Here is a 15,582-nt window from a genome sequence, read left to right as displayed (position 1 = left end):
CCTTGAGCATCGGATCGAATAGGAGTATACTTATATAGTAAGCACTTCGAATACCAATGCTATTTTTCCTTACTGAATAGGGAGAAACCAAGGAGGGATTTCCATTATGATTAACATAAGTGAATCAGCTAGTGATAAGATTAAAGAACTTTTGGCATCTGAAGAATCACCGAAGCTATTCTTACGCCTTGGCGTAAAAGCTGGTGGTTGCAGCGGCTTTTCGTATGGAATGGGCTTCGACGATGATCAAAAGTCTGACGATAAAGAGTTTATCATTCATGGCGTGAAAGTAGTTGTGGATGAAGAGAGCGCTAAATATTTATACGGCGTCCAAATCGACTTCGAAGACAAAGGCATGGGCGGCGGTTTCACCATCAACAACCCGAATGCGGTAGCATCGTGTGGTTGCGGATCGTCCTTCAAGCCAGCGGATTATGAGGGAACACCTGAGCCTTGTGATGATAAGGTTGAGGCTTGATAAAGTGTTTGGGGCTTTTAAGCGGATTTTTCGCTTGTGTTAATGAGAACAATGATAGTAAGTGTAGATGAAGGAATGCAAGATAACATCATCGGTTGATTTTAGATTCGGATAATATACCTTCTAGGCTTGTGTAGACCTAGAAGGTTTTTTTGTGTTGATAGAAGAAACGTAGAGTCAAATGGAAATCGTCCTGACTAACAGGAGTCTCCACGTTAATTTGATAATTGAGGAGCAAGCAAAATTATATACAGATGAACAGAAATCTACCAATTTCCAAGTAACTATTACATGGAAAGTGAATTTATATGCCATGGTGTGCTTTTAATTCATTAACTAAGACAGTCAAGGAATTTTGTGAATTGACTGGGTAGATAGACCTTTAGATTGATTTGAGGTTGAAAATATCGATCCTACTATGTTTGAGATGCAGAATATACTATTATAATGTATAATTTTGTAATATGAATTTTTTGGAGTTATTCATTTGGACTCTCTAACAACCCTTAATAGATTTTATTGGTAATTCTTGAAATAAAAGTATTAGAAGTAATGATTTAAAAATGTTATCGATGGATATGTATAAGAAATTAATTAGAATTTTTTAAGGAGATGATGGAATGAATTTGAAAGATTTCATGGATTTAGGTGGAGAAAAATTCAAAATAATTCGTTCAGGAATAGAAATTAATAATGTCGATGGGTTACCAAACTCTGAAAAAGGAAGTCTCAGAAAGTATGTTGGATTTTATCCTGAAACTGATATTCGTGAAGGTGATTGGGTTGTTGGTAATGTTTCAGGAAATGAGTATTTTGTTGAGGATATTAGTACAGACGTTATACAAGGCAAAGCATTTCAAAAGAAAGGATTTTATTTAACTAAGATTCAATTCGAACAAAAAAATAAGGAGCAAGAAAAAAGTACTCATCAATGGAATATTGGAAATGTTTACGGGTCAGTATTAGGATCAGGTGACAATAGTTATATATCTAATAATTTTAACTTTGAAGCTGTTGAAAAAATGATAGAGGAAAAAGGAGGAGAAGATAAAGAAGAGTTAAAACAGATGATATTAGAAATAAAAGAAATTTTTGAAGATTCGGAAAAAATAAAAAAAGGTTCGTTATCTAAATTTTCTGAGTCAATGCAAAAACATAGCTGGATCACTGGAGCTATTGCAAAAATGGGGTTGGACTTCTTTACAGGAAAGTAAAAAACAAAAATAGTTTGAGCTTTTTTTAAAAAAAGAATGATGATTAGGTACTTATAGGATTTATGAGTAACCTTTATATATTTATGAATAATAGATTGAATCGCTAAAAAAGCTTATTCTTTTCAGAGAATAAGCTTTTTATTTTCAAAAAAAGTTCGGCTTAATTATTATAAGTATTTATTAAATCCAGTAGGTCTGGTTCATCATCATTGTCTCTACTATCTAACTGTATTTTGTACTCATGAGGAGGTAATAGTTCATCAATTTTATTGAAAGAGAAATGTTTCATGATGAAATAAAATTCTGAGTCAACTACAGATAATCGTTTATCAAAGTAAGTAAATACTTTAGGGAAAATATCTTTATCTGTTTGTAAGTCGTCAATATGATTTAGAACAGAAGTTAGCGATCCTTGATTTAAACTATCCCTTAATGGATGTATTAAAAGGATTTTGTCAAACAAGAATTGGAAAGGCAGTCCAGACTTTAAAATGTTCAGATCACTTGAGAGTGCAACGTTCATAATATAATAATAAAGTTGTAATTTTCTGCGTCTTCCACCAATTGCAATATCTTTTATTTTTTTGAAGTACATTTCACTTATTTTGTTCCAATAATTTTCTACACATTTTTTTGCTGAGTCTAAATCAGTTAAGTTAGTTATGGAATCTGTTCTAGATCTTACACCTTTAACTCTACAGTAATCAAACAAAAAGGTTTGAAATACAGAAACTATTCCACTTGCACTTTCAATAAAATATTCTACTACATTATCAGAAATCGTTATATTAAGTTCGCATGAACCTTTTGTTACAATTTCTTGAAGCTGACTGTTTTTCCATAGTGTTGCATCTATATAATCTATTCGGTGGGAAAGTTCACCATTAAACTTCTCAAAGTAACCAGAAGTTATTTTGGTTCCTATAATTATGAACCTAATTCCATTTTGATAAAACATTTTCAAATCAAATGCAAGCTGATATTGTTCAATTAGACTCAAATAATGAAAATCATCAAGAACTATTATTTTCTTCCCGACTTTTTCCAGTTCATTAGAGATTCTTACGCTAATAGTATTTGTTATATATGGCTTTATTGTTTCTGTATTGACTTCTTTTTTCGAAAATTCACCTGTTACTTTACTTTTAAGTAATTCAATAAAGCTAAGTTGAATTTCCCCTTTGTTTTTTTCAGCTTCTTCAAAAGACCTTGTAATCGCTTCTGTTACTTGTACATCAGCTTTATATAAAATTTGCATGTATATATCACTTAAAGTAACTCCCTTAGTACAATCTACAATTACAACATCATTTACTGTTTGTACATATTTCTTTCGTATCCAACTTTTACCAACTTTTGTTTCGCCGAAAACCACGATATGGTGATCAGTAAGTTCTAATTTATCTATAAATTCAGTATCAACTTCGTCTCTAGATACATAACTACGTAGTATATCTTTTGAAACTCCAAAAACTTCCTTTAAAGAAATATTATTCATTAACTCTAACCCTCGCTTTAATTTACTTACTTATACCCAGGATGAAAACTGAAAGAACAGGATATAAGATTAATTCGAGTTGTTATTTAAAAACCCTTTTTTATCCAATCTAATATATATTAATACACCGTGATATTCAGAAATTTGATTCATTGTCCTCGAGTAGTATTTAACTAACAAATCTTAATTAAAAAATCTGACGGCACAGCTTTTATAAATTAAGGTATTGCATCTTTTTATTTCACAAGCTTTGGGTGAGGATACTCCAATATATTTAGTAATCAACAACTCTAATTTTCCACATAGTTTATTGTCTTTTGTCAATTTAAACTTGATTGTATACAAATGTGTCCTTATCTCTAGGCTTGCGAGGTAAAGGTCGGAAAATCCTCCATGAAGTGCACGACCTCAGATACTTTCATGGAGGGTTTTTGTCTCCATATTCGGCTACACCTGCAGCCACCAAATCCCCGCACACTCAGGCAACACAATCAACTGCTCCTGAACAACCTTGTCGGCGACTCCATCGCCAAAGAAAAACCGCGTAAGCATTTCAGCCTCATCTACGCTCTCAAACGTATAATCGGTCCGTATCCATGTGTGAGAAAATCCAAACTCAGATTGGAGCAGTTTATAATAATTCATCAAGAATTGCGGAGGATTGGGCGTATCCGAGCCTGTTCCGAAGTTCTCGATGATGATGATCGTACCGCCAGGGCGCAGAACTCTCTTGATTTCGCCTATAATTTGGTGAAGGTTGGCTTCCCAACGATCGTCATCCGAATTTGTAAGATAGCATATACTCCATCCGGATACGATTAGATCTGCACTCTGATCTTCGGCAGGTAATTGCCTATGGTCAGCAACGTGTGTACTCCAATTGTGTAGACCTGCCCCACCAAGATGATCTGCGGTAATTTGCAGCATCGATTCGGATGCATCTAAAGCTGCTATGGACTTTGCATGAGGAGCGAGAACGCGGGTTAATCTACCTGCACCAGCCCCCATGTCTAGGATATCTAGACCTGCAACGGGGACGATGGCTTGAATGGTCTCGTATAAACTGGGCTGTTTGGAAACGAGTCGTTCATACAGTTCTGCTTGATTGGCGTAAATGTGTGCATGATTGGGCATGGAATAATTGCCTCCTTAGGGTAATGTTAGACATTATCATCGTAATGTGTAACGTAAGGAGAAGGTCAAGACACCGTTTAGGGTTGGATAGGAACCGCGTATACGATATAGAGCAAATCGTTGATTTTCCTATGTTTGGTGATATACCCATTTTCGTCAAACCAAGCTAGGAGGGTAGAACAGATGGCATAATGCTTATCTTGCATGGCCGTAAGTAGTTCTGTTCGCCCGTTCGCTCGTAATTCATTCATGTATTGTTCTTGAGCTGTTTCCGTTTCGAACATGATATCGGCTATGCAAATTCTACCGTGCGACTTGAGTACGCGGCGCATTTCATCTAGTGCAAGAGGTTGCTGTTCGTTAGAAATATGGTGAAAAGCAAATGAGGTAACGACAAAATCGAATTGGTTATCCATAAAAGGAATCGCCAGGAAATTCCCGAGTTTGATGTCCATTTGCGGATGTTTACTTTGGCATTGCTTCATCATTTCTTTGGATTGGTCAACACCAGCCATGTGAATGCCATTTTGGAGAAATCGATGGGCTAAATTACCTGTGCCTGTGCCCAGATCCAGCCCTTTTTCGCCTACCCTTGGTTTGACCCATTGCCATGTAAGATCAAGAATTTCCTCATATCCTTTGTACTCATCGTCATTACGCAAAACCCGTTCGTCGTGCGTCAAAGCTTGTTGATCAAAATTCCAAGTATCTTTCCAATTCTTGCGGATTTCTCGAAGTCGCTTAGAACCTTCCGCAAGCGTGAAAATATCATCTATCGGAAGCGAGTTATTCCGTTTTAAAAGGTTAATCATCGTATCAGTCGTTTCAATAATGTGCTTGAACTCCAGCCACTGAGCATAAACAACCGATCGCTGTATTTCCAAATAGTATTGAAGCTGCGCTTTGTCATCGGCATCAACTTCTTGCAGTGCTTTTTGAATATCGGCAACGGACATACCTGATTCCCGCAGTGAAATAATTGTTTGCAGACGCCATATTTCTTCTTCTGTAAACGTTCTATATGAATTCGTTTCTTGTTTAGACGGTGAAATCAGTCCTTTATCTTCATAAAAGCGGATGGCTCTCGGCGAAATATTTAATTTGCGTGCAACATCTTTAATTTGCATGATCTTCACCCTTTCTCTCCCCTTAAATAAACATTAACGTAGGGGAAAAGTAAAGTTGCAAATCGTATGAATGAGCTGGTTAGGAGTCGTCTCTCATTACCAATTTGTGGAATATACTATAAAGATAGTACTAGACGTTGTTTGAAAGGAGGGAGCCAAATGGCAACTAGAAAAGATTTCATCGATCTCGTTGCACCGATTGCTTTGAAGCTTCGTTTAGAAGGTTCGCCAATTTTCCCATCTGTTCGGATAGCACAGGCTTTACTGGAAACTGGAGGTAAAATAAACGCATGGAATAACTTGGTTGGATATAAAGTTGGGAGTGGCGTACAAACACCGTATTGGCGAGGAGATCGTGTATCTGTAAGTACATGGGAATTCATAAATGAGGAATATGTGACGAATGTACCGGGGGATTTCCGTGCATACAACTCGATCGAGGATGGATTTCGTGATCAAGATTTGTTGTTTCAAGCTGCTCGTTATTCGGCAGTTCGGTCAGCAAGCACTCCCCAATCTCAAACTGCTGCTTTACAGAAGAGTGGGTATGCCACTGACCCTGCCTATACAAGTAAATTAAATTCGATTATAGCGATGGAAGGATTAACTTTCTTCGATGAGGAGGTCATTCGGATGTTAGAACAGTTACAAGCGCAGATGGCAGAATTAACAAGTAGAGTTCACTCGCTCGAAGAACAGGCCGCTTTGACGGTCGTACCAACATGGGCGAGATCAGCCGTGGATGCGGCAGTTAAGGCCGGTTTGATTGATACTCCTGAGAAAGGGAGTTATGATTTCTACCGCTTACTGACAGTGTTACATCGCAAGGGTATTATTTAATTGTGAAACGTGGGAGAAATCATAGGGGCCGAAAGGGGCATTAATGAGGTTAGTAAACCATTCGGCCTTTAATTCTAACGTTTTCACCATATTTCGCTTGCATTAACTTCGTTTGCTCTTGCATGTACGCATAAATTTCTTTCAAACGGTTCTTGCGAGGTTTAATGGTTTCTTTAATTTCACCATTTAATACGATATCGTATACGATCATAGTCCTACATCTCCTTTGGGTTTGTCTTTCTACTCTTATTGTATGCGATGTTTATTAAGGGATGATTAAAATTTCTTTTCAAATTTGTGAATAAGATGAAGGTTATGTTAAATGAACGTTAAAAATGCCTAAAATAGTGATCAATTTTTTTTATCGGTATTTTACAAGTTTTGGATGTGCATAAGTTTATACACATTATCCCCCTACACTTTGTCTGCCTTTATGGTACATATTAACAATTTACCCACAGGATATGCACACTTATCTGTGGATAACGGAACGCTTGTTCTATCAAAAACCCCATGTTACTATTAGTTTAACTTAAAGAATATGGGTGATTTCAGTGAGACAAATTAGCGATGAGACATTGATCGACTCTTATTACAAAGCACTAGATTTAAGATTAGAATCCGATTTTCTTGAACTATTGCTCGCGGAAATACAGCGACGCAAATTAAAGCTATCTGTGACTGTTAAGGACGAGGCTCCACTTAATTAAACATTCACTCAACACGTATTGGCAGGGTATAGCTAGAATGGCATTCGGGGCAATTCAAGAGGTGAAGGCAGAGCTCTTGCTCATCGCCTTCCTGGTTGGTTAAGGACATGTTGTTCATCTCGTAAGGCGAATAAGGACCGAACAAGTCACTCAGCTTACCATGGTCACACATACGCTGCGAGCACACAGGACAGTTGGTTTGCAATTCTTGCATGCCATTACAAACTGGACATATAGATGACAAAGGGGTATTCCTCCTAATCCGTAGATTAGGTTAGAATACCCCTTTTCATAGTTAATCATTACAACTTCAAGCTAGAGCTGTGTCCAGGTGAAAGCTTAGCACTTGGATCAATGTAAACTTTGGCATTGTTAATAGCTGTAGGCGCTTCACCGAAGCCAACTGCAATCAATTTCAATTTACCAGGGTAAGTCGTTATGTCGCCAGCAGCGAAGATGCCTGGGATGTTCGTCTCCATACGGGAATCTACTACGATGGAGCCGCTTTCGATAGCAAGACCCCACTCCGAAATCGGTCCAAGGGAGGAGACGAAGCCGAAATTGATAATCACTGCATCGACATCGTGGATGCTTTCTTCGCCTGATTTTATATGTTTAAGCGTAATTTGCTCAATGCGATCGGTTCCGTGAAGTTTAGTGATTTCGGTCGGTGTAACAATGTTAACCTTCGAATTCATTAAGTTTTGGACACTGTGCTCATGCGCACGGAATTTATCTCTGCGATGGATTAAAGTCACTTGCTCAGCTATCGGCTCGAGCATCAGCGCCCAGTCTACTGCGGAATCCCCGCCGCCGCTAATGATCACTTTTTGACCCGCGAATGCATGCAAATCACTTACAAAGTAATGTAAATTTTTCTTTTCGAATTGGGCAGCTTCCGGCAATTCAAGACGACGCGGCTCAAATGCTCCAACACCACCTGCAATAATGACGGCACGGCTTAGATGAACAGCTTTGTCTGTCGTAATTTCAAACAGACGCTCTTCTTTCTTAACAACCCCATGAACCTTTTCTTCCAAGCAAATGTGGATGGGGAAGTGTTTCATTTGTGCAGACAGATTTTCTACGAGTTCTTGGGCTGTAACTTTGGGGAATCCAGCAACATCATAAATATATTTCTCTGGGTATAGCGCTGCGAGTTGACCGCCGAGTTGGGGCATGCTTTCAATAAGTTTCACAGATGCTTGGCGCATACCTGCATAGAAGGATGCGAACATACCAGCTGGGCCACCGCCGATTACAATAATATCCACGATTTCTTGCTTTGTTTCAGTCACTTTCATATGAGAACCTCCGATTTGGTCCAATATGTGTAAGTAAGCAGATAAAGCGATAATCATTATCATTATAAACGTCACTATTAATGAAGGAAACAGAAAAGTTCGATTTCTTCATATAAATTACCTATAGATATAATAAGTAAATGCTTACATGGATGATAGGGGTCAAAACGCCTATAATACAAGATTTTTTGTTCAAAATGACACTTGATATTTACTTATTAAAATTATATCATATCATGAGAATCGGTTTACCATGTTGTGACGAATTTCCGCCTGTTTCATCATAATTCACTTCGAAAGCGAGCAAACTAGTAGCATATAATACTTTTGAAGCTGTTTGTGTTATTTTTCACAAGATAGAGAGACCATGGGACAAAATATGGATATGGAAGTGAGAGAGACATGAGTAGAATACCAAGAATCGTTATATTAGGAGCCGGTTACGGCGGAATCCTTGCTGCAATTCGCTTGCAGAAGGAATTGAACTACAACGAAGCTGACGTTACGCTTGTTAACAAGCATGACTATCACTACATTACAACACATCTTCACATGCCTGCTGCCGGGACAGATAATCCTGAAAATGCACGCGTGAACATTCTAAAATTAATTGATGAATTTAAAGTTGATTTCGTGAAATCGACAGTTACTCAAATTCGTCCACATGAGAAAAAGGTTATTTTGGAAGACGGAACCCTTTCCTATGACTACCTAGTAATCGGACTTGGTGGCGAAGCGGAAACTTTCGGTATTCCTGGTCTGAAAGAAAATGCGCTGAATATTCGCAGTATTAACAGTGTTCGTTTTATTCGTGAGCACATTGAATACCAATTCGCGAAGTTTAAGCGTGAACCGGATCGCAAAGATTACCTGACATTCGTTATCGGTGGCGCTGGATTTACGGGTATTGAGTTCATTGGTGAACTTGCTGATCGTATTCCATTACTATGCAAAGAGTTCGACGTGGATCCTTCTCTTGTGAAGATTTATAATATTGAAGCTGCGCCAACAGCATTGCCAGGTTTCGATCCTGAGCTTGTTGAGTATGCAATGAAAGTTCTTACAGACAAAGGTATTACTTTCAAAATTGGTACAGCCATTAAAGAATGTACACCAGAAGGCGTTCTTATCGCTGGCGATGAGTTCATCAAAGCAGCAACCGTTGTATGGACTGGCGGTATCCGCGGTAACCATATGCTAGACGAAGCTGGTTTCGAAACGATGCGCGGCAGAATTAAAGTAAACGAGCATCTTCATGCACCAGGATTTGATAACATCTATGTTGTAGGTGACTGTTCTATAGTTATGAACGATGAAGGCAGACCATACCCACCAACTGCACAAATTGCTATGCAGCAGGGTGAAGCTGTTGCGCATAACTTGATCGCGTCCATCCGTGGTTCGCAGATGAAAACTTTCAAATACTCGAACAAAGGTACAGTGGCTTCCCTTGGTAAAGGTCAAGCAATCGGTATCGTAGGTTCCCGTAAATTGAAAGGGAATGTCGCAGCGATGATGAAAAAAGTGGTTGATATGAGATACCTATACATTATTGGCGGAATTCCACTAGTTATACGTAAAGGTCGTTTCTAGTCAAGGAACGCTAGCGGGGGGATTGCCATGCGACACTGTAGTGTCCAAGTAAGAGGACTTCTTACCCGGGATGAACTGGATCGTTACAATGCGTTGATCGAAGTTGGTCACTTCTTAGAGGCCGAGAAACGTTACGATCATGTCGCAGTTGTTCAAAAGGAAATTGATATCCTCATTCTTCCTGCGATTGAACGTCTGAAGGAAAAGAGTCGCCAGCGTGACCGTGATACGGAAGCGTATCTAGCTCGTAAAGCACAGATGGAAGCTGAACTAGCAGCTGCGCTGCGTGACGACGAGGATGATGATTAACTAACCCACAGAAGCATTGCTCTTCATTGAGCAGTGCTTCTTTTTCATCGTGGAAGTTGCAAGAAAGAGCAAAGGATCGTGGTCCATTGCTCTTCCATAGTTTTTATATTTGGATAAATGATGCGAATTTCTCAGGTAGCATAACGTTGCCGACGTAGAAATCACCGAACTCGCCAAAGCGCGCGCTAACTTCATCAAAGCGCATTTCGTACACGAGCTTCTTGAAATGAAGCGGATCATCGGAGAATAGCGTAACGCCCCATTCCCAATCATCTAATCCAACAGAGCCAGTGATGATTTGTTTGACTTTGCCGGCGTATGTACGACCGATCATACCATGGCTGCGCATCATCGTCTTGCGATCTTCCGCAGGAACCATGTACCAGTTGTCATTGCCTTCACGACGCTTATTCATCGGGTAGAAGCAGATGTGCTTGGATTTAGGAAGAATCGGCTTCAAACGTGCTTGAAGTTCAGGATCCAGCGCAGGATCGATACCTGGCTTCGCCAAGTAACTGCTCAATTCTACGATAGAGACGTAGGAGTATACAGGTATAGTAAAAGCAGCAAAGCTTGATTTGTTAAAAGCAGTTTCAAGCTCGTTAAGCTCTTCCAATGTTTCACGCAGCTGCATGAAAACAAAATCAGCCTTCTGGCCAACGATGCTATAAACGGCAGTGCTGCCTAGTTTATCGTTCTCCACTTGTTGCCACTGGGACAAGAAGGATTGCAGCTCGTCCGCTGCATGCTTGCGTTCTTGTGGGGTTGCAGCATGCCATGCATTCCAATCCATCAGACGGAAGTCATGGAGCGCATACCAGCCTTCCAGCGTTTGTACGGCTTCACTCATTGTTTTTCCTCCATTCAAGGGCTAATATCCCCTACATTGTATCCAATTCATGGGGAAAGGGCAAATGCATGGAGGGGTGAAGTATAAGAAATGTCCAAAGAATTGTTCAATTTGTGTACACTTTACTGGCACCTTTCCGTAGATTACAATAATAAGAGCTATAGAGGCCAAAGTTAGGAAGTGCTTCTACATATTTAAGGGGGAACTATCGTGCTGCAAATGGTTATCGCCACTGTCTTAATGATGGTGTTATTCTTTGGAATCGGTTTTATTCTGAATATGCTGATGAAGACAACGTGGTTTCCACTGTATGCATTCATTGCATTGGTTATTGGGATTATCATTTATGGCTATATGGGAGAGTCTTCCTTCATGTCGAGTGACGAAAGCTTCACCATTGTTGACATAATTCCAGCAATCGGCGGTTTAGTAGGCGCAATATTGAGCGGATCGGCTATTAAAGCACTGCGTATTCGCGGCTTCAAAATGTTCTAATAGTACCGAGGCAATTGGGTCACGCTAAGAGAAGTTAATTACACTTCACTTACAGAGGAGATATGATCGGTGCCTTGGGCAAATGTGAATGGAACATCCTTGCATTATGAGATGACGGGTCCAGAATCGGGCATACCTATCGTCTTTATTCATCCCCCGCTGCTAACGCTTGAAGCGTTCAGGTATCAGAAGGAGCAACTAGGCGACCATTTCCGAGTGATTACTTTTGACATTAGAGGACATGGAGGAAGTGCGAGTTCGAAGCAACCGCTCTGTTACCAACTTATTTCGCAAGACATGATAGGGCTTCTTGATTTCTTAGGGATCGAGGAAGCCTTTCTTTGTGGGTATTCAACCGGAGGAACGGTTGCACTGGAGGCACTGCTAACGCATTCCCATCGACTGCTGGGAGGGATTATCGTCAGCGGCATGTCAGAATTAACAGATACGTATAATCGAATTAGGATTTGGCTTGCCATCCGACTGGCGAATCCTAATCGAATTATGAATTTTCTGATAAGAGCGATTACGTATGGCAATGCCGATAAACAGACAACCTACCAGGAGTTAAAAGAACATGCTATGAAGGATATGTCGGAGAATGTCAAATCCTATTTCGAAGAGTCCTTGCGTTACAGTTGCACAGGCAGTCTTTCCGAGATTAAGCAACCCGTATTATTGATCTATGGGGAGAAAGACACTGTCTTCCATCCCTATGCTCAAATGCTCCATAAGGGATTGCCTCATAGTTCTCTCTTTTTCATTCGAGATGCGAAGCATCCTGTACCGATTCAAAGCGCTGCCCGTATGAACGACATCATTCATTTGTGGGTAGACAGTCTCCACAGCCCCCAAGATGAGGAACAGAATGAACGCTGGAAGCTTGATCTGGCTATTGCACAGAAGCTTCATCCGGAGCGTTATGGGAACGTCGACCAGCATCCAAATGATGGAGAACACCTCATAGACACGCACAATTAACTGATTTTTGTTAAGATTCCATTGCTAGTGAACATGGCGATGGAATCTTTTTCTTGCCCGAAAGGTAAAATTATCTTTTCTCTTGTAGATACCAAGATTGTCGATTTTTGTGGTAGACTAATAGAGAGAGACTGAGACAAACGGATAGCTCGATCGTGAGCGATCTCTCAGTCGAGCTGAGGCAGGATGGTGCTGTAACGGGATGAGAATGACGAATATGCTGCATTTCACCGAGAATCACCGGTTTTGTGTGAACCGTGAGTTTTCTTTGAGCAGTTTAGATTATAAAATGTTAGCGATGATGTATCAACCGATGATAGGCGGCTTGGCGATCAGTTTCTATCAAGCCCTCTATCAGCAGATGAGTGCAGAGAAAGTAGGCTTCTCGCCGATGGAGCAGCAACGCAAGTTGTTTCTTCTGCTAGATTTGGAACAGAACGAGCGCGGACGCAAGTATATTATTGAACAATCCTCCAAGCTGGAGGCAATCGGACTTCTGCAGACGACTCGGAAGTTCGTGCCAGAGGAAGAAGATTATGTGTTCGTCTATACATTATTCGCGCCTTTAGGGCCGAATGAGTTTTTCCGAAATCAGCATTTAACGCTGCTGCTGCGCGATAAGGTTGGGAAATTCATGCTGCTTTCGCTGCGTGAAGATCTGCTTTCACCTGAACCAGAGGAGTGTCGTGAGGCGGTCGAGGAGAACTTGTCGGTTCCTTTTTATGAGTTGTTCCGTTTGAACACACAAGTTGTGGATTATGAGCTGGAACAAGCACTCTATGAGGCTTCTGCAAGCAAGCAAGGGGACGCACGGATGGACGTGACGACCAAAGGCTTCAAGTATGCGGATATCATCATGAGGTTCCCGCGTGGCTCGAGTAATCGCGTGTTCGTTGAAGCGTTGAAGCATAAGCCAGAGCATATGATAGCCATTAATATTGTGGCGAAGAAGTACAATCTCTCCCTGCAAGAGACATGTCGCTTGCTTGATGAGGATGGCGTGTTCACGGAAGAAGGTGAGCTTGTCATGGATCTCATGCAATACAATGCGAATCTGTTCTACAGACAGAGCAAGAAGCGGGATGAGGAACGGGAGCGCACGATATCAAAGTCTGAGGATGAAGTCCAAGCCTCGGAAGAGCAGTCCGTGGAGATGGCTTACTATTTGGAAGTACCTCAGCAATTGCGCGGCGAGTGCACGGATCATCAGTACAATTACATCATGCGAAATGAGCCATACACGGCTGTGTTGAAAATGTTTTTCACACAAGGTTCGATACCTGATGGCGTACTTAATATTTTTGAGAAAATCGATCTGAATTATAAGTTAAAAGAAGAAATCATTAATGTCCTGATACATTTCTTGCATATCGATCGTCGCTCTTGGGCCAAATCCTCGATTGAGGCTGTAGCCTCTGACATGCTTGGCAAGCAAATTAGTACGTATGAACAAGCGGTTGAGTATGTCCGTGAAAAAATGAATTACAAGCAGAAGGCAGCCTCTAAGGTGGAATCTGCCAAAGCGGGCGGAGGCTCTGCTACACGGGGACGTCAAGGCAAGACACAGAAGCCTCATATTCCTATCGTATTGCCCGATACAGGGACTACAGCGTCTACTAGGCTGTCTGCAGAGGAGCTGGAGGCGGCTAGACGGATGGCGCAGAAGTTGGATGAACGTTTTAACCGGAAAAATTAGTGAGGCTGATCTTCGGATGGCATGATGGAACTGTTAGGAGGTGCCGAACATGATGGATTCCTTATCACATATACTCAAATCATTACCGGAAACCGAATGGAGAAGAAAGGCTGAACAGAAAATTCAAAGCGTTCTTGCCGATCCTTTGATTGCTAAATTTCGTCAGAAGTATCCATTCGTGGATGACTATGCGATTAAAATAAATATGAATAAACTGTATCAGCATGTTACTGAATATAAGAATTGCTCCAATTGTCCTGGCTTGGACCAATGTCCGAATGATATGACAGGCCATTATACGATGATTTCGGCCCAATCGGTGGAAGGCCATGCGGCTTTTATCCATGAAGAGAAAGTGGCATGCAAGAAGTTTATTGCCAAAGGGCAGCAGGACGCCATCTCCAGCCGGATTCGTACGTTTCATGTGGACCCGCGGATGATTTCGCGAAGCTTCTCCTTTGGAGATATTTTGGAGACGGATCTGGATCGGGCGAAAGCAGTAATGCAGATCAACGACTATGTGAACCTGACCATCGAAGAAGGTCTTCAGACGCGAGGATTATACTTGTCTGGATCGTTCGGTACAGGGAAAACGTTCTTGATGGGCTACATGCTTCATCAGTTGGCGAAGGTCGGAATGACGGGCGCTATCGTCTACATGCCTGATTTTGCCGAAGATTTGAAGGGGATGTTCCAAGAGCCGTATAAGCTCAAGGAGACGATTGACCTGCTCAAGGAAACGGATTTGCTCGTATTCGACGATATCGGGGCGGAGAACTTGAACCCTTGGCTGAGAGATCATGTTATCGGCGCTATCGTGAATCATCGGATGAATCGAAAACCAACGTTCTTTACGTCCAATTATGCTTTATCTGGTTTGGAGAAGCATTTCAGCTTCACAAACAAAGATGGTGATGAAGAGTATAAAGGGCAACGAATCATGGACCGGATACGCCCATTCGTTGATGTGGTTGAGGTAACGGGGACGAACAAACGCGGACAATAAAGCAATAAATAAAGAGGCTATCTCAAAGGTCTACGTAGACTTCTCTTGAGATGGTCTTATTTCTTTTTTAGCGAGGTATGAGGTAGCGAGTCGCCTGTAGTGGCTTTAGTTTGAAATTTCCGAACTAAATCGGGGATTTCATGCGAAAAAGTAGGAATAGTCCGATTCTGCCGAACTAAATGCCTGTTTTTCGAGGGTGGTGGCCGTTGGGGGAGATTTAGTTGGGGGAATTCGGACTAATTGAAGATTGTTTATGCGGACGGTGAGAATAGTTGGGTTATTTCGGATTAAAACAAAGGAGTAAGCAGGTACAAGCCGCTTAACTCCTTTTCAATCCATTATTTAAT

Annotated in this window: 16 protein-coding genes; 10 read left to right on the top strand and 6 right to left on the bottom strand. The window is 40.9% G+C overall.

Annotated elements, in window-relative coordinates; translation table 11 throughout:
* Positions 1 to 106: 106 nt before the first annotated feature.
* Positions 107 to 478: a HesB/IscA family protein gene (locus AC58PV_RS21865; protein WP_436234780.1), complete on the top strand. Its 372-nt coding sequence runs from the start codon at positions 107 to 109 to the stop codon at positions 476 to 478.
* Between the two features lie 620 nt (positions 479 to 1,098).
* Positions 1,099 to 1,692 (top strand): hypothetical protein, encoded by a 594-nt coding sequence (locus AC58PV_RS21860; RefSeq protein WP_497434546.1) that lies wholly within the window; start codon positions 1,099 to 1,101, stop codon positions 1,690 to 1,692.
* 160 nt (positions 1,693 to 1,852) lie between these two features.
* Here AC58PV_RS21860 and AC58PV_RS21855 read toward each other — a convergent pair whose 3' ends face one another.
* The 3 genes from AC58PV_RS21855 to AC58PV_RS21845 all read right to left on the bottom strand — a co-directional run bounded on the left by AC58PV_RS21855 (position 1,853) and on the right by AC58PV_RS21845 (position 5,451).
* Complete coding sequence (locus tag AC58PV_RS21855; protein WP_497434544.1) at positions 1,853 to 3,190, bottom strand: ATP-binding protein; 1,338 nt, start codon at positions 3,188 to 3,190, stop codon at positions 1,853 to 1,855.
* A gap of 447 nt (positions 3,191 to 3,637) precedes the next feature.
* On the bottom strand, positions 3,638 to 4,324 hold the full coding sequence (locus AC58PV_RS21850) for a class I SAM-dependent methyltransferase (protein ID WP_497434543.1): 687 nt from the start codon (positions 4,322 to 4,324) through the stop codon (positions 3,638 to 3,640).
* 77 nt (positions 4,325 to 4,401) lie between these two features.
* Complete coding sequence (locus AC58PV_RS21845) at positions 4,402 to 5,451, bottom strand: MerR family transcriptional regulator (RefSeq protein WP_497434760.1); 1,050 nt, start codon at positions 5,449 to 5,451, stop codon at positions 4,402 to 4,404.
* 159 nt (positions 5,452 to 5,610) lie between these two features.
* Here AC58PV_RS21845 and AC58PV_RS21840 point away from each other — a divergent pair, with 159 nt between their 5' ends.
* On the top strand, positions 5,611 to 6,291 hold the full coding sequence (locus AC58PV_RS21840) for a glycoside hydrolase family 73 protein (protein WP_497434542.1): 681 nt from the start codon (positions 5,611 to 5,613) through the stop codon (positions 6,289 to 6,291).
* Positions 6,292 to 6,340: 49 nt separating this feature from the next.
* Here the strand turns inward: AC58PV_RS21840 and AC58PV_RS21835 are convergent, their stop codons facing one another.
* Positions 6,341 to 6,502, bottom strand: a complete 162-nt coding sequence (locus AC58PV_RS21835) for a mechanosensitive ion channel protein MscL (RefSeq protein ID WP_068664416.1) — start codon at positions 6,500 to 6,502, stop codon at positions 6,341 to 6,343.
* 334 nt (positions 6,503 to 6,836) lie between these two features.
* Between AC58PV_RS21835 and sda the strand changes: the two genes are divergently transcribed.
* Complete coding sequence (gene sda, locus AC58PV_RS21830) at positions 6,837 to 7,001, top strand: sporulation histidine kinase inhibitor Sda (RefSeq protein ID WP_497434540.1); 165 nt, start codon at positions 6,837 to 6,839, stop codon at positions 6,999 to 7,001.
* A 302-nt stretch (positions 7,002 to 7,303) separates the two neighbouring features.
* Here the strand turns inward: sda and AC58PV_RS21825 are convergent, their stop codons facing one another.
* A complete protein-coding gene (locus AC58PV_RS21825; RefSeq protein WP_497434539.1) occupies positions 7,304 to 8,305 on the bottom strand; it encodes an NAD(P)/FAD-dependent oxidoreductase in 1,002 nt (333 codons plus the stop codon).
* A 402-nt stretch (positions 8,306 to 8,707) separates the two neighbouring features.
* On the opposite strand from AC58PV_RS21825, the gene AC58PV_RS21820 reads away from it, so the two are divergent.
* Both AC58PV_RS21820 and AC58PV_RS21815 read left to right on the top strand, forming a co-directional pair.
* Complete coding sequence (locus AC58PV_RS21820) at positions 8,708 to 9,898, top strand: NAD(P)/FAD-dependent oxidoreductase (RefSeq protein WP_056613596.1); 1,191 nt, start codon at positions 8,708 to 8,710, stop codon at positions 9,896 to 9,898.
* 27 nt (positions 9,899 to 9,925) lie between these two features.
* On the top strand, positions 9,926 to 10,207 hold the full coding sequence (locus AC58PV_RS21815) for a hypothetical protein (RefSeq protein WP_497434538.1): 282 nt from the start codon (positions 9,926 to 9,928) through the stop codon (positions 10,205 to 10,207).
* Positions 10,208 to 10,310: 103 nt separating this feature from the next.
* Here AC58PV_RS21815 and hemQ read toward each other — a convergent pair whose 3' ends face one another.
* On the bottom strand, positions 10,311 to 11,057 hold the full coding sequence (gene hemQ / locus AC58PV_RS21810; RefSeq protein ID WP_497434537.1) for a hydrogen peroxide-dependent heme synthase: 747 nt from the start codon (positions 11,055 to 11,057) through the stop codon (positions 10,311 to 10,313).
* A gap of 210 nt (positions 11,058 to 11,267) precedes the next feature.
* Here hemQ and AC58PV_RS21805 point away from each other — a divergent pair, with 210 nt between their 5' ends.
* From AC58PV_RS21805 to dnaI, 4 genes are all read left to right on the top strand, one after another.
* On the top strand, positions 11,268 to 11,552 hold the full coding sequence (locus AC58PV_RS21805; RefSeq protein WP_497434535.1) for a YuiB family protein: 285 nt from the start codon (positions 11,268 to 11,270) through the stop codon (positions 11,550 to 11,552).
* A 69-nt stretch (positions 11,553 to 11,621) separates the two neighbouring features.
* Complete coding sequence (locus AC58PV_RS21800; protein WP_497434534.1) at positions 11,622 to 12,533, top strand: alpha/beta fold hydrolase; 912 nt, start codon at positions 11,622 to 11,624, stop codon at positions 12,531 to 12,533.
* Positions 12,534 to 12,735: 202 nt separating this feature from the next.
* Positions 12,736 to 14,229: a replication initiation and membrane attachment family protein gene (locus tag AC58PV_RS21795; RefSeq protein WP_497434533.1), complete on the top strand. Its 1,494-nt coding sequence runs from the start codon at positions 12,736 to 12,738 to the stop codon at positions 14,227 to 14,229.
* 52 nt (positions 14,230 to 14,281) lie between these two features.
* Positions 14,282 to 15,235: a primosomal protein DnaI gene (gene dnaI / locus AC58PV_RS21790; RefSeq protein WP_497434759.1), complete on the top strand. Its 954-nt coding sequence runs from the start codon at positions 14,282 to 14,284 to the stop codon at positions 15,233 to 15,235.
* The last annotated feature ends 347 nt before the right edge of the window (positions 15,236 to 15,582 follow it).

This window comes from Paenibacillus sp. J22FR83 (genome assembly GCF_059691955.1).
The sequence above is the reverse complement of the archived record's forward strand: the minus strand, read 5'-3'. Positions and strand labels throughout refer to the sequence as shown.

What these genes read in the sequence shown, in the direction of transcription:
- AC58PV_RS21865 (WP_436234780.1), top strand. Translation starts at nt 107, where the DNA reads ATGATTAACATAAGTGAATCAGCTAGTGATAAGATTAAAGAACTTTTG.
- AC58PV_RS21860 (WP_497434546.1), top strand. Translation starts at nt 1,099, where the DNA reads ATGAATTTGAAAGATTTCATGGATTTAGGTGGAGAAAAATTCAAAATA.
- AC58PV_RS21855 (WP_497434544.1), bottom strand. Translation starts at nt 3,190, where the DNA reads ATGAATAATATTTCTTTAAAGGAAGTTTTTGGAGTTTCAAAAGATATA.
- AC58PV_RS21850 (WP_497434543.1), bottom strand. Translation starts at nt 4,324, where the DNA reads ATGCCCAATCATGCACACATTTACGCCAATCAAGCAGAACTGTATGAA.
- AC58PV_RS21845 (WP_497434760.1), bottom strand. Translation starts at nt 5,451, where the DNA reads ATGCAAATTAAAGATGTTGCACGCAAATTAAATATTTCGCCGAGAGCC.
- AC58PV_RS21840 (WP_497434542.1), top strand. Translation starts at nt 5,611, where the DNA reads ATGGCAACTAGAAAAGATTTCATCGATCTCGTTGCACCGATTGCTTTG.
- AC58PV_RS21835 (WP_068664416.1), bottom strand. Translation starts at nt 6,502, where the DNA reads ATGATCGTATACGATATCGTATTAAATGGTGAAATTAAAGAAACCATT.
- AC58PV_RS21825 (WP_497434539.1), bottom strand. Translation starts at nt 8,305, where the DNA reads ATGAAAGTGACTGAAACAAAGCAAGAAATCGTGGATATTATTGTAATC.
- AC58PV_RS21820 (WP_056613596.1), top strand. Translation starts at nt 8,708, where the DNA reads ATGAGTAGAATACCAAGAATCGTTATATTAGGAGCCGGTTACGGCGGA.
- AC58PV_RS21815 (WP_497434538.1), top strand. Translation starts at nt 9,926, where the DNA reads ATGCGACACTGTAGTGTCCAAGTAAGAGGACTTCTTACCCGGGATGAA.
- hemQ (WP_497434537.1), bottom strand. Translation starts at nt 11,057, where the DNA reads ATGAGTGAAGCCGTACAAACGCTGGAAGGCTGGTATGCGCTCCATGAC.
- AC58PV_RS21795 (WP_497434533.1), top strand. Translation starts at nt 12,736, where the DNA reads ATGAGAATGACGAATATGCTGCATTTCACCGAGAATCACCGGTTTTGT.
- dnaI (WP_497434759.1), top strand. Translation starts at nt 14,282, where the DNA reads ATGGATTCCTTATCACATATACTCAAATCATTACCGGAAACCGAATGG.